The sequence below is a fragment of the Sphingomonas sp. SAFR-052 genome (assembly GCF_051965015.1).
Taxonomy (GTDB): Bacteria; Pseudomonadota; Alphaproteobacteria; order Sphingomonadales; family Sphingomonadaceae; genus Sphingomonas.
In genome coordinates, this window is sequence record NZ_JBQCMO010000005.1 from 117,293 (window position 1) to 141,996 (window position 24,704).

Annotated in this window: 29 protein-coding genes and 1 tRNA gene; 15 read left to right on the forward strand and 15 right to left on the reverse strand. The window is 66.9% G+C overall.

Going from position 1 to position 24,704, the window contains the following annotated elements; translation table 11 throughout:
- Positions 1–3: 3 nt before the first annotated feature.
- Positions 4–885: a phosphoserine phosphatase SerB gene (gene serB, locus ACTHQV_RS10325; protein WP_440490101.1), complete on the reverse strand. Its 882-nt coding sequence runs from the start codon at positions 883–885 to the stop codon at positions 4–6.
- On the opposite strand from serB, the gene miaA reads away from it, so the two are divergent.
- The 5 genes from miaA to ACTHQV_RS10350 all read left to right on the forward strand — a co-directional run bounded on the left by miaA (position 884) and on the right by ACTHQV_RS10350 (position 6,310).
- Positions 884–1,816: a tRNA (adenosine(37)-N6)-dimethylallyltransferase MiaA gene (miaA, locus tag ACTHQV_RS10330; protein ID WP_440490103.1), complete on the forward strand. Its 933-nt coding sequence runs from the start codon at positions 884–886 to the stop codon at positions 1,814–1,816. The genes serB and miaA overlap by 2 nt on opposite strands.
- 88 nt (positions 1,817–1,904) lie before the next feature.
- Positions 1,905–3,650, forward strand: coding sequence for an acetolactate synthase 3 large subunit (locus ACTHQV_RS10335; protein WP_440490104.1), 1,746 nt, complete (start codon positions 1,905–1,907; stop codon positions 3,648–3,650).
- Between the two features lie 145 nt (positions 3,651–3,795).
- Positions 3,796–4,311 carry an acetolactate synthase small subunit gene (ilvN, locus tag ACTHQV_RS10340; protein ID WP_056505494.1) on the forward strand — a complete coding sequence of 172 codons (516 nt, stop codon included), beginning with the start codon at positions 3,796–3,798 and terminating at the stop codon, positions 4,309–4,311.
- 122 nt (positions 4,312–4,433) lie between these two features.
- A complete protein-coding gene (gene ilvC / locus ACTHQV_RS10345) occupies positions 4,434–5,453 on the forward strand; it encodes a ketol-acid reductoisomerase (protein WP_440490105.1) in 1,020 nt (339 codons plus the stop codon).
- 251 nt (positions 5,454–5,704) lie between these two features.
- The gene (locus ACTHQV_RS10350; RefSeq protein ID WP_440490107.1) at positions 5,705–6,310 is read left to right on the forward strand and encodes a YceI family protein; all 606 of its coding nucleotides are present in this window, start codon (positions 5,705–5,707) and stop codon (positions 6,308–6,310) included.
- A gap of 18 nt (positions 6,311–6,328) precedes the next feature.
- On the opposite strand, the gene ACTHQV_RS10355 is transcribed toward ACTHQV_RS10350, so the two are convergent.
- A complete protein-coding gene (locus tag ACTHQV_RS10355) occupies positions 6,329–6,712 on the reverse strand; it encodes a BLUF domain-containing protein (protein ID WP_440490109.1) in 384 nt (127 codons plus the stop codon).
- Between the two features lie 257 nt (positions 6,713–6,969).
- Between ACTHQV_RS10355 and leuA the strand changes: the two genes are divergently transcribed.
- On the forward strand, positions 6,970–8,646 hold the full coding sequence (gene leuA, locus ACTHQV_RS10360) for a 2-isopropylmalate synthase (protein ID WP_440490110.1): 1,677 nt from the start codon (positions 6,970–6,972) through the stop codon (positions 8,644–8,646).
- 115 nt (positions 8,647–8,761) lie between these two features.
- Here leuA and ACTHQV_RS10365 read toward each other — a convergent pair whose 3' ends face one another.
- From ACTHQV_RS10365 to ACTHQV_RS10380, 4 genes are all read right to left on the reverse strand, one after another.
- Positions 8,762–9,493: a TorF family putative porin gene (locus ACTHQV_RS10365; protein ID WP_440490111.1), complete on the reverse strand. Its 732-nt coding sequence runs from the start codon at positions 9,491–9,493 to the stop codon at positions 8,762–8,764.
- Entirely contained in the window at positions 9,490–9,936 is a 447-nt protein-coding gene (locus tag ACTHQV_RS10370) for a hypothetical protein (RefSeq protein ID WP_440490112.1), read from the reverse strand. The genes ACTHQV_RS10365 and ACTHQV_RS10370 overlap by 4 nt, the downstream gene beginning before the upstream one ends.
- Positions 9,937–10,151: 215 nt before the next feature.
- Positions 10,152–10,424, reverse strand: coding sequence for an SWIB/MDM2 domain-containing protein (locus tag ACTHQV_RS10375; protein ID WP_055761337.1), 273 nt, complete (start codon positions 10,422–10,424; stop codon positions 10,152–10,154).
- Between the two features lie 160 nt (positions 10,425–10,584).
- The gene (locus ACTHQV_RS10380) at positions 10,585–13,236 is read right to left on the reverse strand and encodes a TonB-dependent receptor (protein ID WP_440490114.1); all 2,652 of its coding nucleotides are present in this window, start codon (positions 13,234–13,236) and stop codon (positions 10,585–10,587) included.
- Between the two features lie 204 nt (positions 13,237–13,440).
- Here ACTHQV_RS10380 and folE point away from each other — a divergent pair, with 204 nt between their 5' ends.
- From folE to ACTHQV_RS10395, 3 genes are all read left to right on the forward strand, one after another.
- Positions 13,441–14,064 (forward strand): GTP cyclohydrolase I FolE, encoded by a 624-nt coding sequence (gene folE, locus ACTHQV_RS10385; RefSeq protein ID WP_440490402.1) that lies wholly within the window; start codon positions 13,441–13,443, stop codon positions 14,062–14,064.
- A 34-nt stretch (positions 14,065–14,098) separates the two neighbouring features.
- Positions 14,099–14,644, forward strand: coding sequence for a hypothetical protein (locus tag ACTHQV_RS10390; RefSeq protein WP_440490116.1), 546 nt, complete (start codon positions 14,099–14,101; stop codon positions 14,642–14,644).
- Between the two features lie 46 nt (positions 14,645–14,690).
- Positions 14,691–14,767: transfer RNA gene (locus ACTHQV_RS10395), tRNA-Arg, on the forward strand.
- A gap of 18 nt (positions 14,768–14,785) precedes the next feature.
- Here the strand turns inward: ACTHQV_RS10395 and ACTHQV_RS10400 are convergent.
- From ACTHQV_RS10400 to ACTHQV_RS10415, 4 genes are read right to left on the reverse strand one after another with little or no spacing between them, the layout of a single operon-like run.
- The gene (locus ACTHQV_RS10400; RefSeq protein WP_440490117.1) at positions 14,786–15,214 is read right to left on the reverse strand and encodes a DUF1178 family protein; all 429 of its coding nucleotides are present in this window, start codon (positions 15,212–15,214) and stop codon (positions 14,786–14,788) included.
- Positions 15,211–16,038 carry a carbon-nitrogen hydrolase family protein gene (locus ACTHQV_RS10405; RefSeq protein ID WP_440490119.1) on the reverse strand — a complete coding sequence of 276 codons (828 nt, stop codon included), beginning with the start codon at positions 16,036–16,038 and terminating at the stop codon, positions 15,211–15,213. The genes ACTHQV_RS10400 and ACTHQV_RS10405 overlap by 4 nt, the downstream gene beginning before the upstream one ends.
- On the reverse strand, positions 16,035–16,289 hold the full coding sequence (grxC, locus tag ACTHQV_RS10410; RefSeq protein ID WP_440490120.1) for a glutaredoxin 3: 255 nt from the start codon (positions 16,287–16,289) through the stop codon (positions 16,035–16,037). Before grxC ends, ACTHQV_RS10405 begins: the two co-directional genes overlap by 4 nt.
- Before the next feature lie 32 nt (positions 16,290–16,321).
- Entirely contained in the window at positions 16,322–17,053 is a 732-nt protein-coding gene (locus ACTHQV_RS10415; protein WP_440490403.1) for a double zinc ribbon domain-containing protein, read from the reverse strand.
- 43 nt (positions 17,054–17,096) lie between these two features.
- On the opposite strand from ACTHQV_RS10415, the gene ACTHQV_RS10420 reads away from it, so the two are divergent.
- Entirely contained in the window at positions 17,097–17,927 is an 831-nt protein-coding gene (locus tag ACTHQV_RS10420; RefSeq protein WP_440490121.1) for a class I SAM-dependent methyltransferase, read from the forward strand.
- On the opposite strand, the gene ACTHQV_RS10425 is transcribed toward ACTHQV_RS10420, so the two are convergent.
- The gene (locus tag ACTHQV_RS10425) at positions 17,920–18,354 is read right to left on the reverse strand and encodes a (deoxy)nucleoside triphosphate pyrophosphohydrolase (protein ID WP_440490404.1); all 435 of its coding nucleotides are present in this window, start codon (positions 18,352–18,354) and stop codon (positions 17,920–17,922) included. The genes ACTHQV_RS10420 and ACTHQV_RS10425 overlap by 8 nt on opposite strands.
- 35 nt (positions 18,355–18,389) lie before the next feature.
- On the opposite strand from ACTHQV_RS10425, the gene ACTHQV_RS10430 reads away from it, so the two are divergent.
- Entirely contained in the window at positions 18,390–18,581 is a 192-nt protein-coding gene (locus ACTHQV_RS10430) for a Flp family type IVb pilin (RefSeq protein ID WP_440490122.1), read from the forward strand.
- A 131-nt stretch (positions 18,582–18,712) separates the two neighbouring features.
- Entirely contained in the window at positions 18,713–18,892 is a 180-nt protein-coding gene (locus tag ACTHQV_RS10435; protein WP_242117625.1) for a Flp family type IVb pilin, read from the forward strand.
- Positions 18,893–18,956: 64 nt separating this feature from the next.
- Here the strand turns inward: ACTHQV_RS10435 and ACTHQV_RS10440 are convergent, their stop codons facing one another.
- The 4 genes from ACTHQV_RS10440 to ACTHQV_RS10455 are packed head-to-tail and all read right to left on the reverse strand — an operon-like array spanning position 18,957 to position 22,735.
- The gene (locus ACTHQV_RS10440; RefSeq protein ID WP_440490124.1) at positions 18,957–19,904 is read right to left on the reverse strand and encodes an acetyl-CoA carboxylase carboxyltransferase subunit alpha; all 948 of its coding nucleotides are present in this window, start codon (positions 19,902–19,904) and stop codon (positions 18,957–18,959) included.
- A gap of 11 nt (positions 19,905–19,915) precedes the next feature.
- On the reverse strand, positions 19,916–20,815 hold the full coding sequence (locus tag ACTHQV_RS10445; protein WP_440490406.1) for a tyrosine-type recombinase/integrase: 900 nt from the start codon (positions 20,813–20,815) through the stop codon (positions 19,916–19,918).
- A 5-nt stretch (positions 20,816–20,820) separates the two neighbouring features.
- Positions 20,821–22,617: a hypothetical protein gene (locus ACTHQV_RS10450; protein WP_440490126.1), complete on the reverse strand. Its 1,797-nt coding sequence runs from the start codon at positions 22,615–22,617 to the stop codon at positions 20,821–20,823.
- Entirely contained in the window at positions 22,598–22,735 is a 138-nt protein-coding gene (locus tag ACTHQV_RS10455; protein WP_200909539.1) for a hypothetical protein, read from the reverse strand. The genes ACTHQV_RS10450 and ACTHQV_RS10455 overlap by 20 nt, the downstream gene beginning before the upstream one ends.
- Positions 22,736–22,826: 91 nt before the next feature.
- Between ACTHQV_RS10455 and ACTHQV_RS10460 the strand changes: the two genes are divergently transcribed.
- The 3 genes from ACTHQV_RS10460 to ACTHQV_RS10470 are packed head-to-tail and all read left to right on the forward strand — an operon-like array spanning position 22,827 to position 24,636.
- Entirely contained in the window at positions 22,827–23,378 is a 552-nt protein-coding gene (locus ACTHQV_RS10460; protein WP_440490127.1) for a shikimate kinase, read from the forward strand.
- Positions 23,375–24,475: a 3-dehydroquinate synthase gene (gene aroB / locus ACTHQV_RS10465; RefSeq protein ID WP_440490128.1), complete on the forward strand. Its 1,101-nt coding sequence runs from the start codon at positions 23,375–23,377 to the stop codon at positions 24,473–24,475. Before ACTHQV_RS10460 ends, aroB begins: the two co-directional genes overlap by 4 nt.
- On the forward strand, positions 24,475–24,636 hold the full coding sequence (locus tag ACTHQV_RS10470) for a DUF2256 domain-containing protein (protein ID WP_440490130.1): 162 nt from the start codon (positions 24,475–24,477) through the stop codon (positions 24,634–24,636). The genes aroB and ACTHQV_RS10470 overlap by 1 nt, the downstream gene beginning before the upstream one ends.
- Positions 24,637–24,704: the final 68 nt, after the last annotated feature.

Genomic DNA, 24,704 nt, shown 5'->3' on the forward strand with positions numbered 1-24,704 from the left:
CGATTACTCCGCCACCCAATCGGCGGACGCGATCCCCTGCATATAGAGCAGCGCGGTCAGGTCGTTGTGATCGATCCGCACGCCGGCTTCGGCGGCGACGATCGGCTTGGCGTGGTAGGCGACGCCCAAGCCGGCGCGGCGGATCATCGGCAGGTCGTTGGCCCCGTCGCCCACCGCCAGCGTCGCCGCCGGATCGATCCCTAGTTCGTCGATCGCTTCGAGCAGTGTCACTTCCTTGGTCGTCGCATCGACGATCGGCTTGCGCACCTTGCCGGTCAGCCGCCCGTCCTCGATCAGCAGGCGGTTGGCGATCATGCGGTGGAAGCCCAGTTCGGTCCCGACCGGCTCGGCGAAGCGGGTGAAGCCGCCCGACACGAGAATCGTCGTGGCGCCACGTGCGCGCATCGTGCGGATCAGCGTCCTGGCGCCGGGCATAAGTTTCACCCGTTCGTCGAGGCAACGCTGGATCGCGCTTTCCTCCAATCCTTCCAGCAACGCCACCCGCGCATCGAGTGCCGAGGCGAAGTCGAGTTCGCCGCGCATCGCGCGTTCGGTCACGTCGGCGATCTGCGCCTTGATCCCGGCATAGTCGGCGAGTTCGTCGATGCATTCGACGGTAATCATCGTCGAATCCATATCGGCGACCAGCAGCTTCTTCTCACGGTTAGCGACGAGTTGGACCGCGACATCCGTCCCGGCGAAGACGCCTTCGATCGCGGTACGCGCGGCAACCGGATCGCTGGCGAAGCGGATATCGGCCGCGCGCCCTTCATCGATCCACGTCCAGCCCTCGACCAGACAGCCCGCCGCGTCCAGGCGGTCGGCGGCGGCGGAAATATCGCCCGCGGCGATCGATTCGGCTGCTATCAGCGTGGCGATGAACATGGCGAATTCTCCTGACCGTCCGAGGGTGGCGCTCATCGCAGGCCCGACCGCCAGCGGCAAGTCCGCGCTGGCGATAGCCATCGCCCGCGCCCATGACGGCGTCGTGATCAATGCCGACAGCGCACAGGTCTATCGCGACCTGCGCATCCTGTCCGCCCGCCCGTCGGAGGAAGAGGAGGCGCAGGCGCCGCACCGGCTGTTCGGGCATGTCGACGGCGCGGACAGCTATTCCGCGCCGGCATGGTCGAAGGACGCGACACGCGAGATCGACGCAGCCCACGCCGCGGGCAAGCTGCCGATACTGGTCGGGGGCACCGGCCTGTATCTGCGCACATTGATCGACGGGATCGCGCCAGTGCCCGAAATCGATCCCGCCATCCGCGACGTGGTCCGCGCAATGCCCGTGGCCGACGCCGCCGCAGCATTGCGCTCCGCCGACCCGCAGGCCGCCGCCCGACTGAACCCTGCCGACACGACCCGCATCGCCCGCGCGCTGGAAGTGGTGCGATCGACCGGCCGAACCCTCGCGGACTGGCAGCGCGACCGGACCGGCGGCATCGGCGATCGCATCGCCATTTCGGCGATGATCCTCCTGCCCCAGCGCGACTGGCTGACCGAGCGCTGCGACCGCCGCTTGTCTGCGATGTTCGATGGCGGCGCAGTCGAGGAGGTCGCGGCATTGCTCGCCCGTGACGACATCGCTCCCCAAGCGTCGGTCCGCCGCGCGATCGGCGTCATCGAGATCGAACGCTGGCAACAGGGCGAATGGACCCGCGACGATGCATTGCGCGAAGCCCGTTTCGCAACGCGGCAATATGCCAAACGGCAATATACCTGGTTCCGCAATCAGCCGCCCGCCGACTGGCTTCGCAGCAGCGAAACCGAAACATGCGCGCTTTCTTGCCAATTCGACACTTTATTACGCAAATGATGGTTGACACGTACATTTGTGACGACTAGCGACACCGCTCCAGCGGTGCTATTCGCGCCTGCGAAATTGCTTGAGGAGTTGAAGACCCATGACCGAGAAGAGTGGAGCCGCCATTTTGGTCGAGGCCCTCGTCGACCTCGGCGTGGAAGTCGTATTCGGCTATCCGGGCGGCGCGGTCCTGCCGATCTATGACGCGCTGTTCGAACATAGCCGGATCAAGCACATCCTCGTCCGCCACGAACAGGCGGCGACCCATGCGGCGGAGGGCTATGCGCGCTCGACCGGCAAGCCCGGCGTCGTGCTGGTCACCTCGGGCCCGGGCGCGACCAATGCCGTCACCGGCATCACCGATGCGCTGCTCGATTCGATCCCGATGGTCGTCATCACCGGCCAAGTTCCGACCGGCCTGATCGGCACCGATGCGTTTCAGGAGGCTGATACCGTCGGCATCACGCGTCATTGCTGCAAGCACAACTATCTGGTGAAGGACCCGGCCAAGCTCGGTCATGTCATTCACGAGGCGTTCCATATCGCCACCGCCGGCCGCCCCGGCCCGGTCGTGATCGATATCCCGAAGGACGTGCAGGTCGCGACCGCGCGCTATACCAAGCCCGGCCCGATCCAGCACAAGACCTATCGCCCGAAGGTGAAGGCTGACCGCGCGGCAATCGAACAGGTCGTCGACATGCTGGCCGCGGCCGAGCGTCCGGTGCTCTACACCGGTGGCGGCATCATCAATTCGGGTCCGGGCGCGTCGCAATTGCTGCGCGAACTGGCGCGGATTTCGGGTGCGCCGGTCACCTCGACGCTGATGGGTCTGGGCGCCCTGCCCGCTTCCTCGCCGCAATGGCTGGGGATGCTCGGCATGCACGGCACCTATGAAGCCAATATGGTGATGAACGAGGCCGATCTGGTCGTCGCCATCGGTGCGCGCTTCGACGACCGTGTCACCGGTCGGCTCGACGCGTTTTCCCCGCGCAGCCGCAAGGTCCATATCGATATCGACCGATCGAGCGTGAACAAGATCGTTCGCGCCGATCTCGGCATCATCGCCGATGCGGGGCACGCGATGGAGGACATGGTCCGCGTGTGGAAGGCACGGCAGCATCCCAAACCCGACCTGTCGGCCTGGTGGTCGAAGATCGAGGGCTGGCGGGCGAAGCGCTGCCTCGACTTCCCCGAAGGCGGCAAGGAGATCATGCCGCAGCGGGCGATCCGTGCGCTGTACGAGGCGACCAAGCATCGTGCGCCGATCGTGTCGACCGAGGTCGGCCAGCATCAGATGTGGGCTGCGCAGCATTTCGGCTTCGAAGCACCCAACAAGTGGCTGACGAGCGGCGGTCTCGGCACGATGGGCTATGGCCTGCCCGCCGCGATCGGCGCGCAGCTCGGCAATCCGGGGGCGCTCTGCATCGACATTGCCGGCGAAGCGTCAATCCAGATGAATATCCAGGAACTGGCGACGGCGACGCAGTATCGCCTGCCGGTGAAGGTGTTCATACTCAACAACGAATATATGGGGATGGTCCGCCAGTGGCAGGAACTGACCTATAGCTCGCGCTATTCGAACAGCTATTCGGACTCGTTGCCCGACTTCGTGAAGCTGGGCGAGGCCTATGGCTGGAAAGGCATTCGTATCGAGGACCCGGCCGATCTGGAATCGGGCATTCAGGCGATGCTCGACCATGACGGCCCGGTGATCGTCGACTGCCTGGTCGCGAAGCTCGCCAACTGCTTCCCGATGATCCCCAGCGGCGCGGCGCATACCGACATGATCCTGCAGGCCAACGAAGTCTCGGGCGAAATGGACGACGAGGCCAAGGCGCTGGTTTGACAGATTAGATCCTCCCCGCTCGCGGGGAGGGGGACCGCTCGAAGAGCGGTGGAGGGGGATCGCCTCATACGTATCGCCGGTGGAGGTCCCCCTCCACCAGCCTGCGGCTGGTCCCCCTCCCCGTGCCGGGGAGGAATTTTTCAGAATGCACATCAAGACCGAACAGACCGAACGGCACACGCTGGCCGTGCTCGTCGACAACGAACCCGGCATCCTCGCGCGTATCGCCGGGCTGTTTTCGGGGCGGGGCTACAACATCGAAAGCCTGACCGTGTCGGAAATCACCGCCGACAAGGCGGTCAGCCGCATCACCATCGTCACCAGCGCGTCGCCGCCGGTGATGGAACAGATCATCGCCCAGCTCGACCGGCTGGTGCCGGTGCACAAGGTCGTCGACCTGACCGTGCAGGGCGCGCATGTCGAACGCGAACTGGCGCTGGTCAAGGTCGTCGGGACCGGCGAGCACCGGATCGAGGCGCTGCGCCTGGCGGAAGTCTACCGCGCCCGCGTGGTCGATGCGACCGTGTCGAGTTTCGTGTTCGAGGTCACAGGATCGATCGAAAAGATCGACAAGTTCACCGAATTGATGGCCGAAGTCGGTCTGGTCGAGGTCGCTCGTACCGGCATCGCCGCCATCGCCCGCGGACGAGAGGCCGCCTGAAAACATTCGCCGTAAACCGTCACTCCAGCGCAGGCTGGAGTCTCTCTCCACGAACCCCGCACTTGCGGACGGAGACCCCGGCCTTCGCCGGGGTGACGAACCTGATCTGAAAGGGAACCCACATGCGTGTCTATTACGATCGCGATGCCGATCTGAACCTCATCAGCGACAAGAAGATCGCGATCCTCGGCTATGGTTCGCAGGGCCATGCCCATGCGCAGAACCTGCGCGATTCGGGCGTGAAGAACGTCGCCATCGCGCTCCGCCCCGGTTCGGCCAGTGCCGCCAAGGCCGAAGGTGCGGGCTTCAAGGTGATGCCGAACGCCGAAGCCGCCGCATGGGCCGATATCCTCATGATCCTCGCCCCCGACGAGCATCAGGCCGCGATCTATGCCGCCGACATCCACGAAAACCTGCGTCCCGGCGCAGCGCTCGCCTTCGCCCACGGCCTGAACGTGCATTTCGGGCTGATCGAGCCGCGCGCCGATGTCGACGTCATCATGATCGCGCCGAAGGGTCCGGGCCACACCGTGCGCAGTGAATATGTGAAGGGCGGCGGCGTGCCCTGCCTCGTCGCGATCCATCAGGACGCGTCGGGCAACGCGCACGACATCGCGCTCGCCTATGCATCGGGCGTGGGCGGCGGTCGTTCGGGCATCATCGAGACCAATTTCCGCGAGGAATGCGAAACCGACCTGTTCGGTGAACAGGCCGTGCTGTGCGGCGGCGTCACGCACCTGATCCAGGCCGGCTTCGAAACGCTGGTCGAGGCGGGCTATGCCCCCGAAATGGCGTATTTCGAATGCCTCCACGAAACCAAGCTGATCGTCGACCTGCTGTATGAAGGCGGCATCGCCAACATGCGCTATTCGATCTCGAACACCGCCGAATATGGCGATATCGTCACCGGTCCGCGCATCATCACCGAAGAGACCAAGAAGGAAATGAAGCGCGTGCTCGCCGACATTCAGTCGGGCCGCTTCGTCAAGAACTTCGTCCTCGACAACCGCGCCGGTCAGCCCGAGCTGAAGGCGGCGCGCAAGCAGGCGGCGGCGCATCCGATCGAAAAGACCGGTGCCGAATTGCGAGCGATGATGCCGTGGATCGGTGCGAATAAGTTGGTCGATCAGTCGAAGAATTGACGGAGCGCAGCGGCCACGCCGCTGCACTCGAAAATTCTTCGACCGGCCGGCGCGACAAAGCCCGCCCTTCGGGGCGCGGCTTTGCCGCGACCGACGGGCGGGCGGCGACTGGAAAGCGCATTCCGCACTTAAGCCCCCAACCCACGGCACCCAAACCGAAACCGATCGTTTCGCATCCGGTATTTGACCCGAAGCCCGGTGCCGCCGACAAGGGCGGCATCCCGACTTCGCCTCAACCGGAGAGCCAATCGATGCGCACCCCCCTGATCCTCGCCGCCGCCCTCTTCGCGGTCGCCGCACCGACCGTCGCCCAGATGCCCGGCGCGCCCGACAAGGCCCGCGTCACCGCCGGCAACTACACCGTCGACACCGCGCACACGCAGGTTGCGTGGCAGGTGAACCATATGGGCTTCACCATGCTTGATGGCCTGTTCGGCGCGACCGGCGGCATGGCGACGATCGATCCCAAGAACCCGGCGGCCAGCAAGGTCAGCATCGACTTCAACGTCGCCGATTCGCTGACCGTCACCAGCCCGCAATTTGCGAACCACCTCAAGTCGAAAGACTTTTTCGACGTCGCGACCTATCCGACCGCGAAGTTCGTCTCGACCCGCATCCAGCCGATGGGTGACCACTGGATGATGACCGGCAACCTGACGATCAAGGATCAGACGAAGCCGGTGCAGCTGACCGTCCGCTTCATGGGCGCGGGCGAGAATCCGATGAATAAGAAGAAGAATATCGGCTTCACCGCGACCGGATCGATCAAGCGCAGCGACTTCGGTCTCGGCATGGCCGCGCCGGTCGTGTCGGACAAGGTCGACCTGACGATCAACGCCGCCTTCGTCGCTGCCTGACCGGTCGCTGCGCGCGGTTCAGGCCGCGCGCAGCCCGGCAAATCCCTCGAAGGTGCCGCGCACGCTGGGTGCGGCACCTTCGACCAGGGTCGCCACCTGCGCGACCACGTCGCCGCTGCCGTCATCGGCGGCCATCGCCCAATCGCCGAACTCGCGCGCGGTGACCGAACGGCGCGACAAGATGACCAGCGCGAAATGTCGCGGATCACCGGCGATGCGGGCATAGGCCGCTTCGACCTTTCCGGCGTCGCCCTCCAGCGCCTGCAGAAACCGCCGTCCCTTCACGTGCAGCAGCCCGGTGATCCCGTCGCGCCGGTTGTTACGCCGCGACGTGGCAAGGATGTTGTCGAGATCGATCGCGTCGCCGTTCCGCGCCGTACTCACATAGATTAGTTGCAGCATGACATCCCGATGCGTTCAATTCCAAGATATTGGCTTTGAACCGGAAAATCTTACCAACTCGTATCGCCGTCATCGGCGCTGGACTTTCGGGCGGCTTTTGCCCACAGACGCGTTATGGTCCGCGCGTTCGCCAGCCTGCTACGACTTAGCCGCCCTTAGGGCAGGATCGCGCGCGCGTGCGCCTTCCCTGAGGGAGTATCGAACCTTTTCGGCAGATACCGGCGTCCGGACGACGCCCCAGACAGGCTGTAGACGACATGTTGCGCGATCCTTCGACCAAATACCGCCCCTTCCCGACCGTCGACCTGCCCGACCGGCAATGGCCGTCGCGCACCATCACCCGGCCCCCACGCTGGCTGTCGACCGATTTGCGCGACGGCAATCAGGCGTTGATCGACCCGATGGGCGCGGAGAAGAAGAACCGCTTCTTCGACTTGTTGCTCAAGGTCGGGCTGAAGGAGATCGAGGTCGGTTTCCCCTCCGCCGGGGCGACCGAATTCGACTTCATCTCGGGGCTGGTCCAACAGGATCGCATCCCCGACGACGTATGGGTCCAGGTGCTGACCCAGTCGCGCCGCGACCTGATCGAGCGCAGCTTCGAAAGTCTGGACGGCGCGAAGCAGGCGATCGTCCACCTCTATAACGCGGTCAGCCCGGCATGGCGGCGGATCGTGTTCGGCATGGAGCGCCCCGAGGTCAAGGCGATCGCGGTAGCCGGCGCCAAGGTGCTGCGCGACGAAGCGGCCAAGCGCCCGAACACCGACTGGCGGTTCGAATACAGCCCCGAAACCTTTTCGACCGCCGAGCTCGATTTCTCGGTCGAGGTATGCGCGGCGGTGATGGAGGTGTTGCAACCGACGCCGGACAAGCCGCTGATCCTGAACCTGCCGGCGACGGTCGAGGCCGCGACGCCCAACGTCTATGCCGACCAGATCGAATGGTTCTGCCGCAACGTGCCGAACCGCGACAGCGTCGTCATCTCGCTGCACACCCATAACGACCGCGGCACCGGCGTCGCCGCCGCCGAACTGGGGCTGATGGCCGGCGCCGACCGGGTCGAGGGCTGCCTGCTCGGCAATGGCGAGCGGACCGGCAATTGCGATCTCGTGACCGTCGCGCTCAACCTCTACACGCAGGGCGTCGACCCCGCGCTCGACCTGTCGGATATCGACGAGGTCGTGAACACGGTCAATTACTGCACCGCCCTGCCCGTCCATCCGCGCACGCCCTATGCCGGCGATCTGGTGTTCACCGCCTTTTCGGGCAGCCATCAGGACGCGATCAAGAAGGGCATGGCGGCACAGGCGGTGCGCAACGACGGGCTGTGGGAAGTCCCCTATCTGCCGATCGACCCCGCCGATCTCGGTCGCAGCTACGAAGCGGTGATCCGCGTCAATTCGCAGTCGGGCAAGGGCGGCGTAGCGTGGGTGCTGGAACAGGACAAGGGCCTGAAACTGCCCAAGCGGTTGCAGGCCGATTTCAGCCGTCATGTGCAGGCGATGGCCGATCATCTCGGTCGCGAACTCAACGCCGCCGACATCTGGACCGCATTCCACGACGCCTATCTGCCGCAGGGCAAGGATCGCTATGCGCTAATCGACTATGCCGAGACCCATGCGCCGGGCGGCGGCCCGCCGCGCACCTTCGTCGGCCGCGTCCGGCTGGACGGGGAGGAACGTTTGATCTCGGGCAAGGGCAATGGCCTGCTTTCCGGGCTGCTCGCGGCCCTGCGCGAGGAGGGCGGGATCGACATGGACGTCGTCGATTACAGCGAGCATGCAATCGGCCATGGCGCCGATGCGCAGGCCGCCGCCTATCTGGAATGCAGCCTGCCCGACGGCCGGCGCGTGTTCGGGGTCGGCATCGACGGCGACGTCGCGACCGCGACGGTGCGGGCGGCGCTGAGCGCGGCCAACGCGGCGGCGCGCGACTAAGGCGCAACTCCACCCCGGATTCCCGCGCAGGCGGGGATCCGGGGCCAAGATCGCTATCGTCGCGCTTGCTACTTTGGATCCCCGCCTGCGCGGGGATACGACTATCTCGCGAAGGTCAGAAAGTGACCCGTGCCCGCGCAAGCACGCGGTCGCCGCTGTTGCCGCGATCCCCGATAGCGCGGGCCGGTCGATCCGCATTTAGGTCGGTCCCGACATAATCGAGCGCCAGCGTCAGCGGTCCGGTCGTGTGCTCTACGCCCAGCCGCCAATCGGTATAGGTGCCACCGGGCCGTAGCCGGCCGGCTCGCGCGGGATCGTCGACGGTGCCGGACGATCGCCCGACCCCACCGACGACCGTGAACGGCGTCGCTGGTATGCCGACAAGAGCCAGTCCCGACAGATACAGGTTGCTGCCGCCGATCGCGTCTTGCGGCGGGGCGTAGAGCGCACCCGCCGTCAACTCGACCGGCCCCAGCGTGTAGCGGGCGTCCCCGCCGATCTCGCCATAGTCCATCGCGCTTCCGGCCCCGGCAAAGACATGGCCGATCGCCCGCGCGCGAAGCTGGAACGGGCCGACCCCGGTCACGAACGCCGCGCCCAGATCGGCGACCGCATCCGCACCGTCATGCCGCACCGATCCGCGCAACGCCGCGACCCGCGCGTCGAGTTCCATCGCGCCTAGCGTGACGGCAACATCGCCCGACGCCGACGCCCGTCCTTCGCTCCAGCTAAGCCCGCGGCGTCGTTCATCGATCGTCGCCTCGACCCCCGCCGATGGCAGGGACTGCGCATGCGCCGCAGCTACAGGTAGCAGCGACGCCGCGCTCAACACGATCCGGCCGATCATCCGGCCTGGGTCGTTCCGTGCAACCGGTCGATCTCGGCATGCAGCACGTCATGATCGTCCTGCGCCAACCGGACCAGCCGCTCGCGCAACTCGGGCTGCCGGGCGGCGACCTCCTGTGCGATCGAACTGCGCTGGGCACTGCACCAGCCAGGGCGGCTGCCCTCGACGACGCCGTCATGTGCGAAGGATCGCGCCATGGTCGACCCCGAAGCGTGCCGCGCCTGCCGGTCGACGACCAGCCCCGCCTGCCACAGGCAGCGCAGCGTCGAAGGGCGACCGCCGGCACCGACCGTGCCGACCTGCTTGTGGGTGATGCGCACATCGGCGCGATATTGCGACTCCACCACGCCGCTGCGGTGGTCGATGCGGACACTATGTTCCATGCCGCTATCCGGCGCGGCCACCATTGCACTCAGCAACAGCCCGACCATTCCGAACGTCATTCCGGTTCTCCTTGTCCTTCCGCGGATGGTTCCGGCCTATGTTGGCCGGTGACCCAAATCGGACTTTTGTCCGATACGTACATAACCGATTGCTGCCATGTCGCGTTCCGAATTTCGAACCAGCAACCAATTGTTACGAAACCAAAAACGCCGCCCGGCATCAGCCGGACGGCGTTCGGTTCGTAACGGCGACGCCGCGCGGGCGCCGGACGTCGTTACTTCATGTGAGCGCTGAGCAGCTTGTTCATCTCGAACATCGAGCACGACTTCTTGCCGAACAGCTTTTCCAGCGTTTCATCGGCAAGAATCTCGCGCTTGTCCTTCGGGTTCTGAAGGTCGTGCTTCTTGATATATTCCCACATCTTGCTGACGACTTCGCTGCGGGGCAGCGGGTCGGATCCGGTGATCTTCGCCAGATCGGCCGACGGCGTCACCGGCTTCGCGATTCCGCCCCGGGCGCCGCCGGTCGTCGTGGTTTCCTTGGCCATATTATTCCTCCTATCCCCCTGCAGGGCCGCACCCCGTGGGCACGGCAGGCCCACGGTTATGCAAGGTTACGATGCGGTTGTCGCGGGGGAAAAGCGACAAACCGCACCAACGATTCCACGAAATCCCCCCGCGAACCAGCGTATACCGCCTGCCGCGACGTCAGAAACCGAACCGGGCGCGCACGCCATAGAAGCGCGGCATCGCCGGATAGACGCCATAGGTCCCGGTCTGTTCGGGGATCGCGAAGCCCGAAATGTTGTAATATTGGTTGGTGATATTCTCGACGAAGAACTCCAGCTGCTTGCGGCGATCGTCGGTCGCGATGCCGATCTTGCCGTTCAGTAGCGGATAGCCGTCATTGCCGACCGTCGTCGTGCCCGTCCCGTCGCGGACGATCGACACGTCGCTGTTATAGCGCATGTCGACATGGAACAACGCGTTGAGCGTGCTGGTCAGGCGCGGCTGCCACGTCGCCGCCACCGTCACGACGTTGCGCGGCTGGTTCAGGAACTGGCGACCCTGCTGGTTCTGAAGCGGGGTGCCGCTGAAATCATTGTCGGCATCATAGGACGCATCGAGCAGCGTGTAGCCGAAGCGGAAGCTCAGTTCGCGGATCGGCTGGATCAGCGATTCAAGCTCGACGCCCTTGGCAGTCGATTCAGGCACATTCTGCACGACGAAGCTGTTGCCGGCAAAGATCAGCGACTGCAGCCCCTTGAACTTCTGATAGAAGAAGGCGGCGTTGAACGAGAATTGCCGGGTGACGCTGGTCTTGAAGCCCAGTTCGTAGCTGTCGACCGTCTCCGCGCCGAATTCCAGATCGGTCGCCTGCGCGCCGTCGCCGCCCAGGACCCGCGTGTCGAAGCTCGCCTGGTCGAGATTGTAGCCGCCCGATTTGAAACCGCGATCGTAGCTCGCATAGCCGAGGATATCGGGCGTGAACTTGTACGCGAGCTTGGCGGTGCCGGTCAGGCGGCTTTCCGACCGGTCATGGTTGTAATTGCCGTTGAATTCGCTCGACACCGCCGGGTTGCAGCTGAGCAGGAACAGGTTCTGGAACAACGCCGGGCTCGCCGCGCGGATCGCGTTGCGATAGGTCACCGCACGCGGATCGTTGCCGAGGAAGAAGCCGCACGCTGCCGGATTGCTGTTGACCGTCGCCGCCAGTTCCTTGAGCTCGTAATTGTAGCGCAGGCCGAGCGTCAGCGACAGTTGGTCGGTGATGCTGACGATATTGTGGCTGAACAGCGCGAAGGCGTTGGTATCGACCTGGAAATCGTCATTATTGTTGCCCTGCCCCGCGACGTTCGGGGTCAGCGGCGTGTTCAGATAGGTGAACAGCGCCGAACCGGGAGGCGCGGCCGCCTGCAACTGTGGGCTCTGCGCATAGAGGAGCTGCGAGAACAGCGGCACCGTCCCTGCCGGCAGCGCTGGCCCGCCACGCAGCGCCGTCACCAACTGCGTAAAGGTCGGCACGTTGAAACTGCCATAGAATTGTGCCGCCCGACCGATCCCGCCCGCCGAAGCCGGCTGGCCCAACACGCCCGCCAGCAGCGTATCGACATAGCGATTGGCGTCGTTACCGAGCCGCACCGTATCGCGCAGCTTCAGCTGTTCGTTGAGGTAAAAGCCGCCGACGAGGAAATCGAGCTTCCCGTCGAACAACTGCCCCTGCAACCGCAGCTCCTGCGTGATGTTGCGCAGCGAGGATCGGTATCCGTCGCGATAGGCGCGATCGATCCCGGAATAGTCGATGTCCTGGTTCCGCAGCACGCGGAAATCGCGATAGGCGCTGATCGAGGTCAGCTTCATCTCGCCGACATCGCCGTTGATCTCACCCGACACGCCCCAGTCACGCACCGCCTCGCCATAGTCGCGGTTGGGCGACGCCGCCATGCGCCGGTCGGACGGCGGACCGGTATAGATGCCGGTGCGACCCTGCTGCGCGGCGATCGCCTGGATCGCCGGGGCGGTCGCGCCGCGCGTGCTGCTGACCACGCCGCAGCATTGTTCGTCGGTCTTGTAGTAGTCGCCGATCAACCGGAAGCTGAACGCCGACGTGTCGTACAGCGCCTGTCCGCGCACATACCAGCGATTGATATCGTTGAACGCGCGGTCGGAATTGACGTCGTCGATATAGCCGTCACGCTGCCGCCAGCCGCCGTCGATGCGCAGCGCCAGTTGTTCGGACACCGGTCCGGTCAGCGCGCCCTTCAGTTCATAGGCGTTGTAGTTGCCATATTCGCCCTCGACATAGCCGCCCAGATCGAACTTCGGCATCGCCGTGGTGATCGACAGCGCCCCGGCCGAGGTATTGCGACCGAACAATGTGCCCTGCGGACCGCGCAGCACCTCGACCCGCTCGACCTCGGGCAGCTCGGCAATCGCGATGCCGGCACGCGCGCGGAACACGCCGTCGATGAACACCCCGACCGCCGGTTCGAAGCCCGGATTGTCGCCAGCCGTGCCGACCCCGCGAATCGACAGCGACGTCGCGGTCGCCGACGACTGGCCGGTCGTGGTCTGAAGCGAGGGGGCGAGCTGTTCGAGGCCACGGATATCGCGCACCCCGGCATCGTCGAGCAACTGCGCATTCACCGCGGTCACTGCGATCGGCACGTCCTGGATCGGCTCGGCGCGGCGGTTGGCGGTGACGATGATCTCGTTGCCCCAGTCGTCGTCGGTCGTCGCGGTCCCCTCGGACTGGACGGCGGCGGATGCGGTCGGCGGAGTCGTCGTCTGGGCGATCGTCGGGGTGGCCCCGGCGACCATCGAGAGTGCGGTTGCAGCCAGCAGTTGGAACTTCGTCATGACATCCCCTCATCCGCGCTGCCGATATCGTCCGGCTAATGCAGTTGGCATTTGGTGACGGAGCATCTATCCCGCGTCAACGGGCAACCTGCATCGTGGCCGCGTATTTATCGGCGAACGGGTATGGAAGCCACAGTCACGCCGATGCAGGGCAGCCTTGCGGCAGTAGCGAACAAGTTCGAAGATCGGGAATGGACCACGACGATGTGTGACGCGAATGACGATGCCGGCACCGGCGACTTGGTGACGTCGTCGCCGAAAATTCCGGTGCCCGATGACGTGGTCGAGGCGATCCGCACCCTGATCCGCTGGACCGGAGAGGATCCGGGCCGCGAAGGGCTGGTCGAAACCCCCCTGCGTGTCGCCCGCGCATGGAAGGAATATACGCAGGGCTATGCCGACGATCCCGCCCGCCATCTCGAACGGGTGTTCGAGGAAGTCGGCGGCTATGACGAGATCGTCCTGTTGCGCGACATTCCGTTCCAGTCGCACTGCGAACACCACATGGCCCCGATCGTCGGCAAGGCGCATATCGCCTATCTGCCCAAGGACCATGTCGTCGGCATTTCGAAACTGGCGCGCGTCCTGCACGGCTATGCCCGGCGGCTGCAGGTGCAGGAGCGGCTGACCGCCGAAGTCGCCGACTGCATCTGGAACGGGCTACAGCCGCGCGGCGTCGCGGTGGTGATCGAGGCGACGCATGGCTGCATGACCTCGCGCGGGGTGCGTACGCCCGGCGTCACGATGACGACCAGCCGCATGATGGGCGTGTTCCGCGACGACGAACGTAGCCGCAAGGAAGTGCTGGCGCTGATGGGGCGCGGCTGACGGAACGGCGGCAACTCCGCGACGTTTTCGGACGATGATCCGCCCGCTCACCCTCCTGGTCCCGTTCGCCCTCGCCGCCTGCTCGGCCGATCTGCCTGCCGACGCCAATGCGACGCAAGCCGCTATGCCGGTCGGCTCGCTAGGCGGAGTCGATCCAGCCGCCAACGGGGCGGTGGCATCAACGCGGGGCGTGCCGACGTCGCCGCCACCGCATGCGGCGTCGGACCTGCAACCAATGGTCCATGACGATTTCAAGGACAAGAATCTGCTGGGCTCCGGCTGCGCCTTCCATGCCGGTGCTGGGGCGCCGACGCTGCTGATGGTCCGTGACGAAGGCGACGGGTTGGTCAAGTACGACAAGCGCCTTCGCCGGATCACCGCCGCCACGCCGGGACGCGAGGCTATACAGGGCGGGGCGATCCTTGCCGGCGACGGGGTATCGTTCACCGTTGTCCGCCAGCCCGGCAATCCGGTGCAGGCAAGCGATTTGACGCAAGCCTGGCCAGCGACGCTGACCATGCGCACCGCCGACGGGGGCGAGCGCATCTACCGCGACGGTAACTGGGAATGCGGCAGCTGATCGCCGCCGTTGCGTCGCGCGCGGCGGCATTCTACAGCGCGTCGATGGCCTCGTAGCTCAGCTGGACAGAGCGCCGCTTTCCTAAAGCGGGCGTCGGGGGTTCGAGTCCCTCCGAGGCCACCAGTTTCCTACCGACCTGCGCTAATTCGCCCGCTCGGGCGGCACCACCGGCAACAGCAGCGGAGCCACGGCCACGCCCTCCTCGACCAGCGCCTTCGCCTCGGCCCGCGTCGCCTGACCATGGATCGTCGCCGGTTCGGCGTCGCCGACATGCATCGCCCGCGCGCGATCGGCAAAGGCGGTGCCGACCCATTCGCTGTTCGCGAGCGCCGCCTGCTGTGCCTGCGCCAGCGCGTGCAGCGCCGCCTTCACCACCTCCGGCGCGGGTCCCGCCGGGCGATCGCCCTTCGGCGCGATGTTCGGTGCCATCACCGCCTTCTCGACCGTCGCATCGCCGCAGATCGGGCACTGGATCAGCCCCTGCTTGCGCTGTTCGGCATAGGCATCGCTGGAGGCGAACCACGCCTCGAACACATGCGCTTGGCTACAGCGCAGGTCGAACACGATCATGCGACGGTGCCGATCGGCGGGATCGCCCGGCGATGGTCGAGCACGGGAATACGCGTGCGCACCGCATCAACCTGGCTCATATCGATCTCGGCAAAGCCCAGCCCGGCCGTCTCGCCCATATCGAGCAGCACCGTGCCCCACGGATCGACGACCAGCGAATGCCCGTAGGTCGTGCGCCCATCGGCATGCTGCCCGGCCTGCGCGGCGGCGACGACGAACGCGCCGCTCTCGATCGCGCGCGCCCGGAGCAGCACGTGCCAATGCGCCTCGCCGGTCGGCACCGTAAAGGCCGCAGGCACTGCCAGCATCGTCGCACCGGCATCGCTCAGCGCCCGAAACAGGTCGGGAAAGCGCAGGTCGTAGCAGATCGCCAGCCCCAACCGCCCGGCCGGCGTCGCCACGACGCTCGCCGAATCACCCGGCGCGTAGCTGGCCGATTCGCGCCAGCTTTCACCCGTCGGCAACGTCACATCGAACAGGTGCAGCTTGTCATAGCGCGCCCGGACAGCGCCGGTCCCGTCGATCACATAGCCGCGATTGGCGAGTCGCCCGTCCGCGCGCCGCACCGCTAGCGAGCCCAGATGCACCCAGATGCCGGCCCGCGCCGCCGCCTCGCACACCGACCGCAGCACCGGGTCGGCGTCTTCGGCGACGATCGATGCCGCGGCGCGTTCACGGTCGCGATCGATCAGGCCCGACATTTCGGGCGTGAACAACATCGCCGCCCCACCGGCCGCCGCGCGGTCGACCGCATCCACAAGCACCGCCGCATTGGCCTGCAGATCGATGCCCGCCGTCATCTGCAACAGCGCGATGCGAGTCACGCTAGAAGCGCGTCCAGCTTGCCCGCCCGCTCCAGCGCCGCCAGATCGTCCGATCCGCCGACATGGGTGTCGCCGATGAAAATCTGTGGCACCGTCGTCCGACCGTTCGAACGCGCCAGCATCTCCTGCCGCTTCGGTCCGCCGAGCGTGATGTCGATCTCGTCATAGACGGCGCCCTTTTCGTCGAGCAGCCGCTTGGCGCGGGTGCAATAGGGGCAGAACGCCTTGGTATAGATGATGATGTCAGCCATGGGGGATGAGGTGTGTCCGCCGGCCGGGCTTGTCAATCGTCCACCCCGACGACGCGTGCCCAGCACAAGACCATGACCCGCGTAGCGCCTGCCGCGCGCAGCACCCGGGTACAGGCGGCGACGGTCGCGCCGCTGGTATGAACATCGTCGACCAGCACGACCGACCGGCCAGCTACCCGCGCCGCATCGGTGACGACGAACGCCCCGCGCACCGCACGCGCCCGCCGCCGCCCGTCCATGCCCTTCAGCGGCGGCGTCGCGCGGGTCCGGCGCAGCACGTCGCGCGCGATCGGCACGTTCGACGCCCGCGCCAGTTCGGCACCGATCAGCAGCGCCTGATTATACCCACGCGTCCAAAGCCGGCGGCGATGCAGCGGCACCGGCACGATCAGCGTCGCGTCGCCGGGCATGTGCCGCTGCATCAGCCGCGCCATCGTCCGCGCCAGCGCCAGCCGCCCGCCATATTTCAGCTTCAGCGCCACGTCGCGCGCGACCGGGCCATAGGCGACGGCGGCCCGCACCCCATCATGGACCGGTGGTCGCGACAGGCAGGCGCCGCACCGCGTGCCCCCGCCCCGATCGAACCCGAACGGCGCGCCGCAACCGGCACAGGCCGGATCGCCCAGAAACCGCAAACCCGACCAGCAGCCTGCGCAGAACCGGTGATCCGCATCGACTACTGTCCCGCATCCCGGGCAGCGCGGCGGCAATGCCAGCGCGACCAGTCGAGCAAGCAGGGCGACGGGGGCGCGGGCGAGCAGCATCGCCCCCTTGTCGCCATGCGCGCCACCCGGCACAAGCGGGCGCGTGACCGCCCCCGACATCTTCGATCGCCAGCGCCGCCGCCTGCACCGCGACCGCGCCCAGCCCCGCTTCGCCCACGCCGATTTCCTGCACCGCTACATGCTGGAGGGGATCGAGGACCGGTTGCAGGCGGTGACCCGGCAGTTCAGCGACGTGCTCGACCTCGGCTGCCACGACTCGGCCTTCACGCCCCCATCTGGCGCGCGCATCGCCCGCTTCGATCCTGGGTTTGCCTTTGCGCAGGCGGCGAGCGGAGTGCAGGGTGACGAGGACCGGCTGCCATTCGCCGATGGTGCGTTCGATCTGGTGGTGTCGGTCAACGTGCTCGACAGCGTCAACGACCTGCCCGGCGCGCTGACGCTGGTCCGGCGGACGCTGCGCCCCGACGGCCTGTTCCTTGCTGCCTTCACCGGCGGACGGACGCTCGCGACGCTGCGCCAGTCGCTGCTCGCCGCCGAACCCGACCGTCCGGCGGCGCGCGTCCATCCGCAGATCGACCTGCGATCGGCCGGCGACCTGCTGGTCCGCGCCGGCTTCGCGCTGCCGGTCGCCGATTCGGAAACGCTGACCGTGCGCTATGCCGGGATCGGCCGTCTGGTCGAGGATCTGCGCGGAATGGGTGCGAACGGGCTGCTCGAACCGGCGCCGCTGGGACGCACCACCCTGATCGCGGCGGCCGACGCCTTCGCCGATCGCGCCGATGCCGATGGCCGCACCGCCGAACAGTTCGAGGTCATCTACCTGACCGGCTGGGCCCCTGCCCCGAGCCAGCCACAACCGGCCCGCCGCGGGAGCGCCACCGCGTCGCTCGCCGAGACGCTGCGCCCTAGATGAGCGCTTCGAGCAGCCCGATCAGCGGCCGATCGGCGGGCGGCATGGCAAGCGCGTGCAACTGCACCGGCCGCAGCCACTGCAGCGCGGTCGCGTGGCGCGCGACCGGTATCCCCTGCCATTTGCGCAGGGCGTAGAGCAGCAGCAGCAAATGCCGTTCGCCCAGCGCCTCGCTGGCAAAGGCAGCGGGCGCAAGGCAGCTGTGATCGACGACGATCCCCAGTTCCTCGTCCAGCTCGCGGACCAGTGCCGCCTCGGGCGTTTCGCCGGGTTCGATCTTGCCGCCGGGAAATTCCCACAGGCCGGCCATCGCCGTCCCCGGCGGGCGTTGCTGCACCAGCACGCGACCGTCGCCGTCGATCATCGCCGCGGCGGTTACCATCAGAAAGTCGGATGTCGGAATCGACAATTTCTTAACCTCGCCTGCCATAAGGACCGGATCGATCATAGCGGAGTAGATGGTCCATGCGTTGCACTCTGCGCCCGTTGCGCGGTCTCCGGCGGGACCGGCGCGGGGCGACGGCCATCGAATACGGCCTGATCCTCGCCATGGTCGCGATTGCGATCGCCGCCGCCATCGCCGGGCTGGGCGACATCAATGGCGGCATCTGGAACGGCGTCGCGACCAACGTCATCCAGCACAGCCGCGTTGGTTAACCATTAAAATATCGTCGGTAACCGTCCTGCTTAAAACTTTATCAACCGAGTTCTTCGTACACTTCGCGTGCTGACCGGGCATCGTCCGAACGGCCGGGAAAATTGAAGCACGCAGAACCACGGAGACCGATATGCAGAAGATTCGCACCTTCCTGAAGAACAGCAAGGGCGCGACCGCGATCGAATACGGCCTGATCGCCGCGCTGATCGCCGTTGCCGCCATCACCGCCATGCAGGGTCTGGGCAACCAGCTCAGCAAGACCTTCAACAACGTTTCGGGCCAGATGGCCGCGACGAAGGCCGGCGGCTGATCTTTGCGATCACCGAATGCAAATGGGCGGCGGGACTTCGGTTCCGCCGCCCTTTTCATGTCCGTTACAGCCGGCCCATCTTCAGGAACTTCTGCCGCCGCGCCTGACGCAGCGATGCGGCCTCCATGCCCGACAGTTCGCCCAGCGCCGTGTCGATCGCATCGCCCAGCGCCGCGATCGCCGCGCCATTGTCGCGGTGTGCCGCGCCCAGCGGTTCGGCGACGATCCGGTCGATGACGCCCAGCGACTTCAGGTCCTGCGCGGTCACCCGCATCGCCTCGGCCGCTTCGGGTGCCTTGTCGGCGGTACGCCACAGGATCGACGCACAGCCTTCTGGCGAGATCACCGAATAGACCGCGTGCTCCATCATCAGCACGATATTGCCCGCCGCCAGCGCGATCGCACCACCCGATCCGCCCTCGCCGAGGATCGCCGACACCATCGGCACGCCGAGGTTCAGCGCCGCCTCGGTCGAGCGGGCGATCGCCTCTGCCTGGCCGCGCTCCTCGGCCTGGATGCCCGGAAACGCGCCCGAGGTATCGACCAGCGTCACCACCGGCAGCGCGAACCGGTCGGCGAGCTGCATCAGCCGGATCGCCTTGCGATAGCCCTCCGGCTTGCCCATGCCGAAATTGTGGCGGAGGCGGCTGGCGGTATCGTCGCCCTTCTCATGTCCGATGACCACCACCTTGCGCCCGCGGAACCGCCCGATCCCGCCGAGGATCGCCGAATCGTCGGCAAAGGCGCGGTCCCCGCCCAGCGGCATGAAATCCTCGACCAGCGAGGCGACATAGTGCTTGAAGTGCGGCCGCTCGGGATGGCGGGCGACCTGCGTCTTCTGCCACGGGGTCAGCTTGGCATAGGTTTCGCGCAGCAGGCGGTCGGACTTGGTCTGCAACCGGCCGATCTCGGTCGCGATGTCGAGCTCGCCATCGGCGGCGGTATCGCGCAGTTCGTCGATCCGCGCCTGCAATTCGGCGATGGGTTTTTCGAAATCAAGGAAGCTTGCCATGGGTCCGCGCCCTATGGCCGTGTCCGCCCGGCGTCAATCAGGGGGTGCCGCTCGTTGACCAGCCGCACCAGCCGCGACGCATCGACATGGGTGTAGATTTCGGTCGTGGCAATATCGGCATGGCCCAGCATCGCCTGCAACGCGCGCAGGTCCGCACCCCCCTCCAACAGGTGCGTGGCAAAGGCGTGGCGCAGTACGTGCGGGCTGATCCGGTCGGGCGCGATCCCCGCCTCCCCGGCCAGCGCGCGCACGATCTGGTACAGCCGCATCCGGCTGAGATGCTTGCCGCCCGACGGGAACAGCCACGGACTGCCCGCCGGCACATGCGCGCGCCAGCGGACGACGGCGGCGCGCGCCCGGTCCGACAGGGGCACCATCCGCTCGCGCCCGCCCTTGCCCTTCAGGATCAGATAGGGGCGATCCGACACGATCGCCCCGCGCGGCAACGACACCAGCTCGGTCGCGCGCAGCCCCGATCCATAGAGCAGCTCGAACAAGGCCGACAGCCGCAGGTCGTTGCGATCGGGCGGCACCCGCTGCATCCGCGCCTCGATCGCGGCGAACATCGCGCTGATATCGCTGCTCGACAGCGTCTTGGGCAGCGGGCGCGACGTGCCCGGCCGGGGCAGCGCACTACCCGGGTCGTCGGCGCGCAGCCCTTCATCGGCTAGGAACGCAAAGAACCGCCGCAGCGCCGCCGCCTTGCGCGCGACGGTCGACTTGGCGAGATCGCCCCAGCCATCGGCCAGCCGCCCGATCGCCGCAGCATCCGCCTCGGCCAGCCGCCCGCCCAGTGCCTCGGACGCCAGCGACAGATCGGTGCGATAGGCGGCGACGGTGTTGCGCGCCGCCCCCGCCTCCGCCGACATCATTTCAAGGAAACGGTCGATCAGCGCCCGATCGCCGCCGATGCCGCTCACGTCCGCGCGATCGCCTCGGCGGCGATCATCCGCGCCTCGCCCTCGCGCCCGGCCGCGCGCAGCGCCGCGACGATGTGGAACAGCGCCACCGGCGACACGCCGCGCCAGTCGCGGGTCTGCATTCCGCAAGCCGCCAGCAGCAGCACCGTGCCGGCTTCCCCCCGCACGCCCGACCGGTCGATCGCATCGGTCCACGCATTGCGCGCGCCGATCGCGACGTTCAGGTCGCGGGCCAACCCCTGCACCTGATCCTGCGGCAACCGGCCAAGGCCCGCCAGCCCGGCGAACAGCAACTGCCCCTTGCGTGCATGCTGCCCGGCATAGTCCGATACCGCGCCGACCGGCACCGACCGCCCCATCGGATCGGCCAGCGCCAGCATCGCCCAGCCGTCGCTGCCGACCGGCACCACCGACCCCCAGCGCAGCGCCGGCAGGTCCAGTCCCGCCGTCAGCATCGACGCGATCAGCTGATCGGCATCGCCGACATGATCGGCGACCGGCGCGATCATCGCTGCCGCCCGCGCGGTCAGCACCCGCCGCGCATGGCCGAGCGGCGTGGTCGCCGCCGGTTCCCAGAACTGACGCAGCATCGTCAGGCGCTGATCGTCATTGCCGGTAAAGGCCGTCCGCAGGTCGCTCGCCAGCGCGGTCTGCGCACTGCTCGCATCCTCATCCGCCAGCAACTGCGCATACAGGTCGACCAGCGCCTCGCTCGACAACACGCCCTGCGCCGCCGCGAACTCGCCATCGCCCAACCGGACATTGGGGGCGAATTGCGGCGCGGTCGCGTGCCAGTAGCGGACCTGCGGCCCGACCCCATCGAACAGTTCCGCCGGCACCGGCGTCGCACTGGCGGCGGCCATGCCATATCGCCATGCGGTCAGCCGGTCGACGCCGTCCCATTCGATCGTCGCCGCCCGCCTGCCCTGCGCGCCCTTGCCGACCAACTTTTCGGCGAGCGCCACGTCGATTGCACCGCCGCCCGGCGCCTGACGCCGTGCCTGGTCGACGATCCGCCCCGCCTCGCGTGCCTCGCCCTTCAGGCCGAGGCAGACGGCATTGGCCAGCCGCCATCCGCGTTCGTTCGACACCCGCATTGCCGATGCGACAAGCGGGCACATGCCGCCCGGATCGCCGGTCGCCAGCAGCGCCTGCATCGCGATTTGATAGAGTTTGGGGGTATAGTTATCGAGATCGACCGACTGAACCAGCGCCCGCGCCGCCGGCCCCTCGCCCATCCGCACCAACAGCCATGCGCGCTCGGCGGCAAAATCCGCGCCATCGACATCGCCCGGAGTGTCGATATCGGCGACCAGCGCCCGGCGCAGCGCGATCGAGACCCAGCGCGAGGCGACCGGCGCGTCGAGCGAGCGCATGATCCGCTCCAGCCACGGACCGTCGGTCCCGCCGAACGCATCGCGCGCGAAATCGCTGCCCTGTCCGGCGATACCGATATTGGTCAGCGATCGGCGGGCGAAATCCGGCAGCTCATATTGGCGCAGCGCCTCGGCATCGATCGGCACCGTCGATGCCGACGGGGTCGGCGTGGGCGTCGGCGTCGCGCCGGGCAGTCCCGGGATCGGCTGGACGATCGCGGCGGGCGGTGCGAGATTCGGCCCGCCCGGCACCGCCGACGCACTGGGTCGCGGCGTCGGCGTCGGGGCTGGCGCATCGCCGAACCCCGGCGGCAACAGCGATTCGGGCACGTCCTGACCCGTAGCCGGTACTGCGATCGCGATCAGCGCCGCGGCGGCGACCCCGATCCGCAACCGGTCAGTTGGCGAGATTTTCAAGCGAGACCGCCTTTTCGATCTGGGTCGGCTGCTGCTCGGTCGAACGTCCCGCCAGCAGGAACATGCCCGCGATCAGCGCGACCACGACGACGAGAAGGATGACAAGCGAACGCGACATGGATCAGATCGTCCCGGTAATTTGGTTCGGACAGAAGAAGGCGAAGCGCCTTTTGCCCGATCGGCTGGGCGGCTGTATAGCCCATCGTTCGATGCTGCAAATTCAAGAATCCATCCCTCAACCGCCGCCGCCCTGGACCGGACGCCCGATCGTCCTGGTCGGGTTGATGGGCGTCGGCAAATCCACGGTCGGCCGGCGGCTGGCCCAGCGCATGAAGCTCGATTTCGTCGATGCCGATCACGAGATCGAACATGCCGCGGGCATGACCATCTCGGAAATCTTCGAACGCTTCGGCGAGGCGCATTTCCGCGATGGCGAACGCCGCGTTATCGCCCGCCTGATCGACGGCATGCCAAAGGTCATCGCGACCGGCGGCGGCGCATTCATGCAGGAGGAGACGCGCGCGCTGATCCTCGACCAGTCGCTCGCGATCTGGCTCGACGCCTCGCCCGAGGTGCTGGCCGAGCGCGTCCGCCGCCGCGACACGCGCCCGCTGCTGCGCGGCAAGGATCCACGCAAGGTGCTGACCGAACTCGCCCGCGTCCGCAATCCCGTCTATGCGCTTGCGCCGATCCATGTCGTCAGCCAGCACGCGCCGCACGACGCCACCGTTACCGCGATCCTGAAAGCCATCGGCCAATGACCGTCATTCCCGTGCCCTTGGGCGAGCGCAGCTACGACATCGTGATCGAGGACGGCGTGCTGGCGCGCGCCGGCGACCACCTTGCCCCCATCGCCCGCGGACGGCGGATGGTGATCGTCGCTGATGCCAATGTGCCGATGCACCTCGCCACGCTGCGCGGGTCGCTGTCGGCAGCAGGCGTGCCGAGCGAAGCGATCGAGATTCCGGCCGGCGAAGGCTCGAAAAGCTGGGCGACGCTCGAACGCCTGCTCGATTCGCTGCTGGCGCTGGGCGTCGAGCGCGGGGACCATATCGTTGCGCTCGGCGGCGGGGTGATCGGCGATCTTGTCGGCTTCGCTGCTGCGATCCTGAAGCGCGGCTGCGGCTTCGTACAGGTGCCGACGACGTTGCTCGCACAGGTCGATTCGTCGGTCGGCGGCAAGACCGGGATCAACACCCGCGCCGGCAAGAACCTCGTCGGCGCCTTCCTCCAGCCGGCGCTGGTTCTGATCGACCCGACCACCCTCGACACGCTGCCGCCGCGCGAAGTCCGCGCCGGCTATGCCGAGGTCGTCAAGTACGGGCTGATCGACGATCCCGACTTCTTCGCATGGTGCGAAACGAACGGCACGGCGCTGTTGGCCGGCGACCCCGCTGCCCGCGCCCATGCCATCGCCCGTTCGGTTTCTGCCAAGGCGCGGATCGTCGGCGCCGACGAACGCGAGACGACCGGCACCCGCGCGTTGCTCAATCTCGGCCATACTTTCGGCCATGCGCTGGAGGCCGAGGCCGGGTTCGACGGATCGCTGCTCCATGGCGAGGGCGTCGCGGCCGGCATGGCGCTGGCCTTCGCCTACTCCGCCGAACAGGGGCTGTGTGCGCAAGAAGATGCCGACCGCGTCGCCCAGCATCTGCGCGCCGCCGGCCTGCCCGACGGCCTCGCCGCTGCCGGCATCGCCGCGTCGGGCGAGGCACTGGTCGCGCATATGCTGCATGACAAGAAGCGCGAGGGTGGCACACTGCCCTTCCTCCTCGCGCGCGGCATCGGTGCAACCTATCTCGACCGCTCGGTCGATCTGGAACGGGTCGCGGCCTTTCTGAATCGTCAGCCCCGCTGATGCCGCAGGGCGTCGCGAAGCGCGATCTGCCGACGAAAAACTGTGCGGTCTGCGAGCGTCCGTTCGCCTGGCGCAAGAAATGGGCGCGCGACTGGGACAACGTCATCTATTGCTCCGACCGCTGCCGCCGCACCGGACGCGCGTTAACGGATCCGAAGTAGCGACGTGCTAAACGCCCGGTCTCCAACGTATCGTACGGGGCCGGCGTCATGGATCATCAGCGAAGGGC

What these genes read in the sequence shown, in the direction of transcription:
- folE (WP_440490402.1), top strand. Translation starts at nt 13,441, where the DNA reads ATGTGTGACGCGAATGACGATGCCGGCACCGGCGACTTGGTGACGTCG.
- serB (WP_440490101.1), bottom strand. Translation starts at nt 885, where the DNA reads ATGTTCATCGCCACGCTGATAGCAGCCGAATCGATCGCCGCGGGCGAT.
- ACTHQV_RS10390 (WP_440490116.1), top strand. Translation starts at nt 14,099, where the DNA reads ATGATCCGCCCGCTCACCCTCCTGGTCCCGTTCGCCCTCGCCGCCTGC.
- ACTHQV_RS10425 (WP_440490404.1), bottom strand. Translation starts at nt 18,354, where the DNA reads ATGGCAGGCGAGGTTAAGAAATTGTCGATTCCGACATCCGACTTTCTG.
- ACTHQV_RS10355 (WP_440490109.1), bottom strand. Translation starts at nt 6,712, where the DNA reads ATGCTGCAACTAATCTATGTGAGTACGGCGCGGAACGGCGACGCGATC.
- ACTHQV_RS10440 (WP_440490124.1), bottom strand. Translation starts at nt 19,904, where the DNA reads ATGGCAAGCTTCCTTGATTTCGAAAAACCCATCGCCGAATTGCAGGCG.
- ACTHQV_RS10455 (WP_200909539.1), bottom strand. Translation starts at nt 22,735, where the DNA reads ATGTCGCGTTCGCTTGTCATCCTTCTCGTCGTCGTGGTCGCGCTGATC.
- ACTHQV_RS10470 (WP_440490130.1), top strand. Translation starts at nt 24,475, where the DNA reads ATGCCGCAGGGCGTCGCGAAGCGCGATCTGCCGACGAAAAACTGTGCG.
- ACTHQV_RS10435 (WP_242117625.1), top strand. Translation starts at nt 18,713, where the DNA reads ATGCAGAAGATTCGCACCTTCCTGAAGAACAGCAAGGGCGCGACCGCG.
- ACTHQV_RS10400 (WP_440490117.1), bottom strand. Translation starts at nt 15,214, where the DNA reads ATGATCGTGTTCGACCTGCGCTGTAGCCAAGCGCATGTGTTCGAGGCG.
- ACTHQV_RS10365 (WP_440490111.1), bottom strand. Translation starts at nt 9,493, where the DNA reads ATGATCGGCCGGATCGTGTTGAGCGCGGCGTCGCTGCTACCTGTAGCT.
- ACTHQV_RS10380 (WP_440490114.1), bottom strand. Translation starts at nt 13,236, where the DNA reads ATGACGAAGTTCCAACTGCTGGCTGCAACCGCACTCTCGATGGTCGCC.
- ilvC (WP_440490105.1), top strand. Translation starts at nt 4,434, where the DNA reads ATGCGTGTCTATTACGATCGCGATGCCGATCTGAACCTCATCAGCGAC.
- ACTHQV_RS10375 (WP_055761337.1), bottom strand. Translation starts at nt 10,424, where the DNA reads ATGGCCAAGGAAACCACGACGACCGGCGGCGCCCGGGGCGGAATCGCG.
- grxC (WP_440490120.1), bottom strand. Translation starts at nt 16,289, where the DNA reads ATGGCTGACATCATCATCTATACCAAGGCGTTCTGCCCCTATTGCACC.
- aroB (WP_440490128.1), top strand. Translation starts at nt 23,375, where the DNA reads ATGACCGTCATTCCCGTGCCCTTGGGCGAGCGCAGCTACGACATCGTG.
- ACTHQV_RS10335 (WP_440490104.1), top strand. Translation starts at nt 1,905, where the DNA reads ATGACCGAGAAGAGTGGAGCCGCCATTTTGGTCGAGGCCCTCGTCGAC.
- ACTHQV_RS10415 (WP_440490403.1), bottom strand. Translation starts at nt 17,053, where the DNA reads ATGCTGCTCGCCCGCGCCCCCGTCGCCCTGCTTGCTCGACTGGTCGCG.
- ACTHQV_RS10430 (WP_440490122.1), top strand. Translation starts at nt 18,390, where the DNA reads ATGCGTTGCACTCTGCGCCCGTTGCGCGGTCTCCGGCGGGACCGGCGC.
- leuA (WP_440490110.1), top strand. Translation starts at nt 6,970, where the DNA reads ATGTTGCGCGATCCTTCGACCAAATACCGCCCCTTCCCGACCGTCGAC.
- ilvN (WP_056505494.1), top strand. Translation starts at nt 3,796, where the DNA reads ATGCACATCAAGACCGAACAGACCGAACGGCACACGCTGGCCGTGCTC.
- ACTHQV_RS10370 (WP_440490112.1), bottom strand. Translation starts at nt 9,936, where the DNA reads ATGACGTTCGGAATGGTCGGGCTGTTGCTGAGTGCAATGGTGGCCGCG.
- miaA (WP_440490103.1), top strand. Translation starts at nt 884, where the DNA reads ATGGCGAATTCTCCTGACCGTCCGAGGGTGGCGCTCATCGCAGGCCCG.
- ACTHQV_RS10460 (WP_440490127.1), top strand. Translation starts at nt 22,827, where the DNA reads ATGCTGCAAATTCAAGAATCCATCCCTCAACCGCCGCCGCCCTGGACC.
- ACTHQV_RS10350 (WP_440490107.1), top strand. Translation starts at nt 5,705, where the DNA reads ATGCGCACCCCCCTGATCCTCGCCGCCGCCCTCTTCGCGGTCGCCGCA.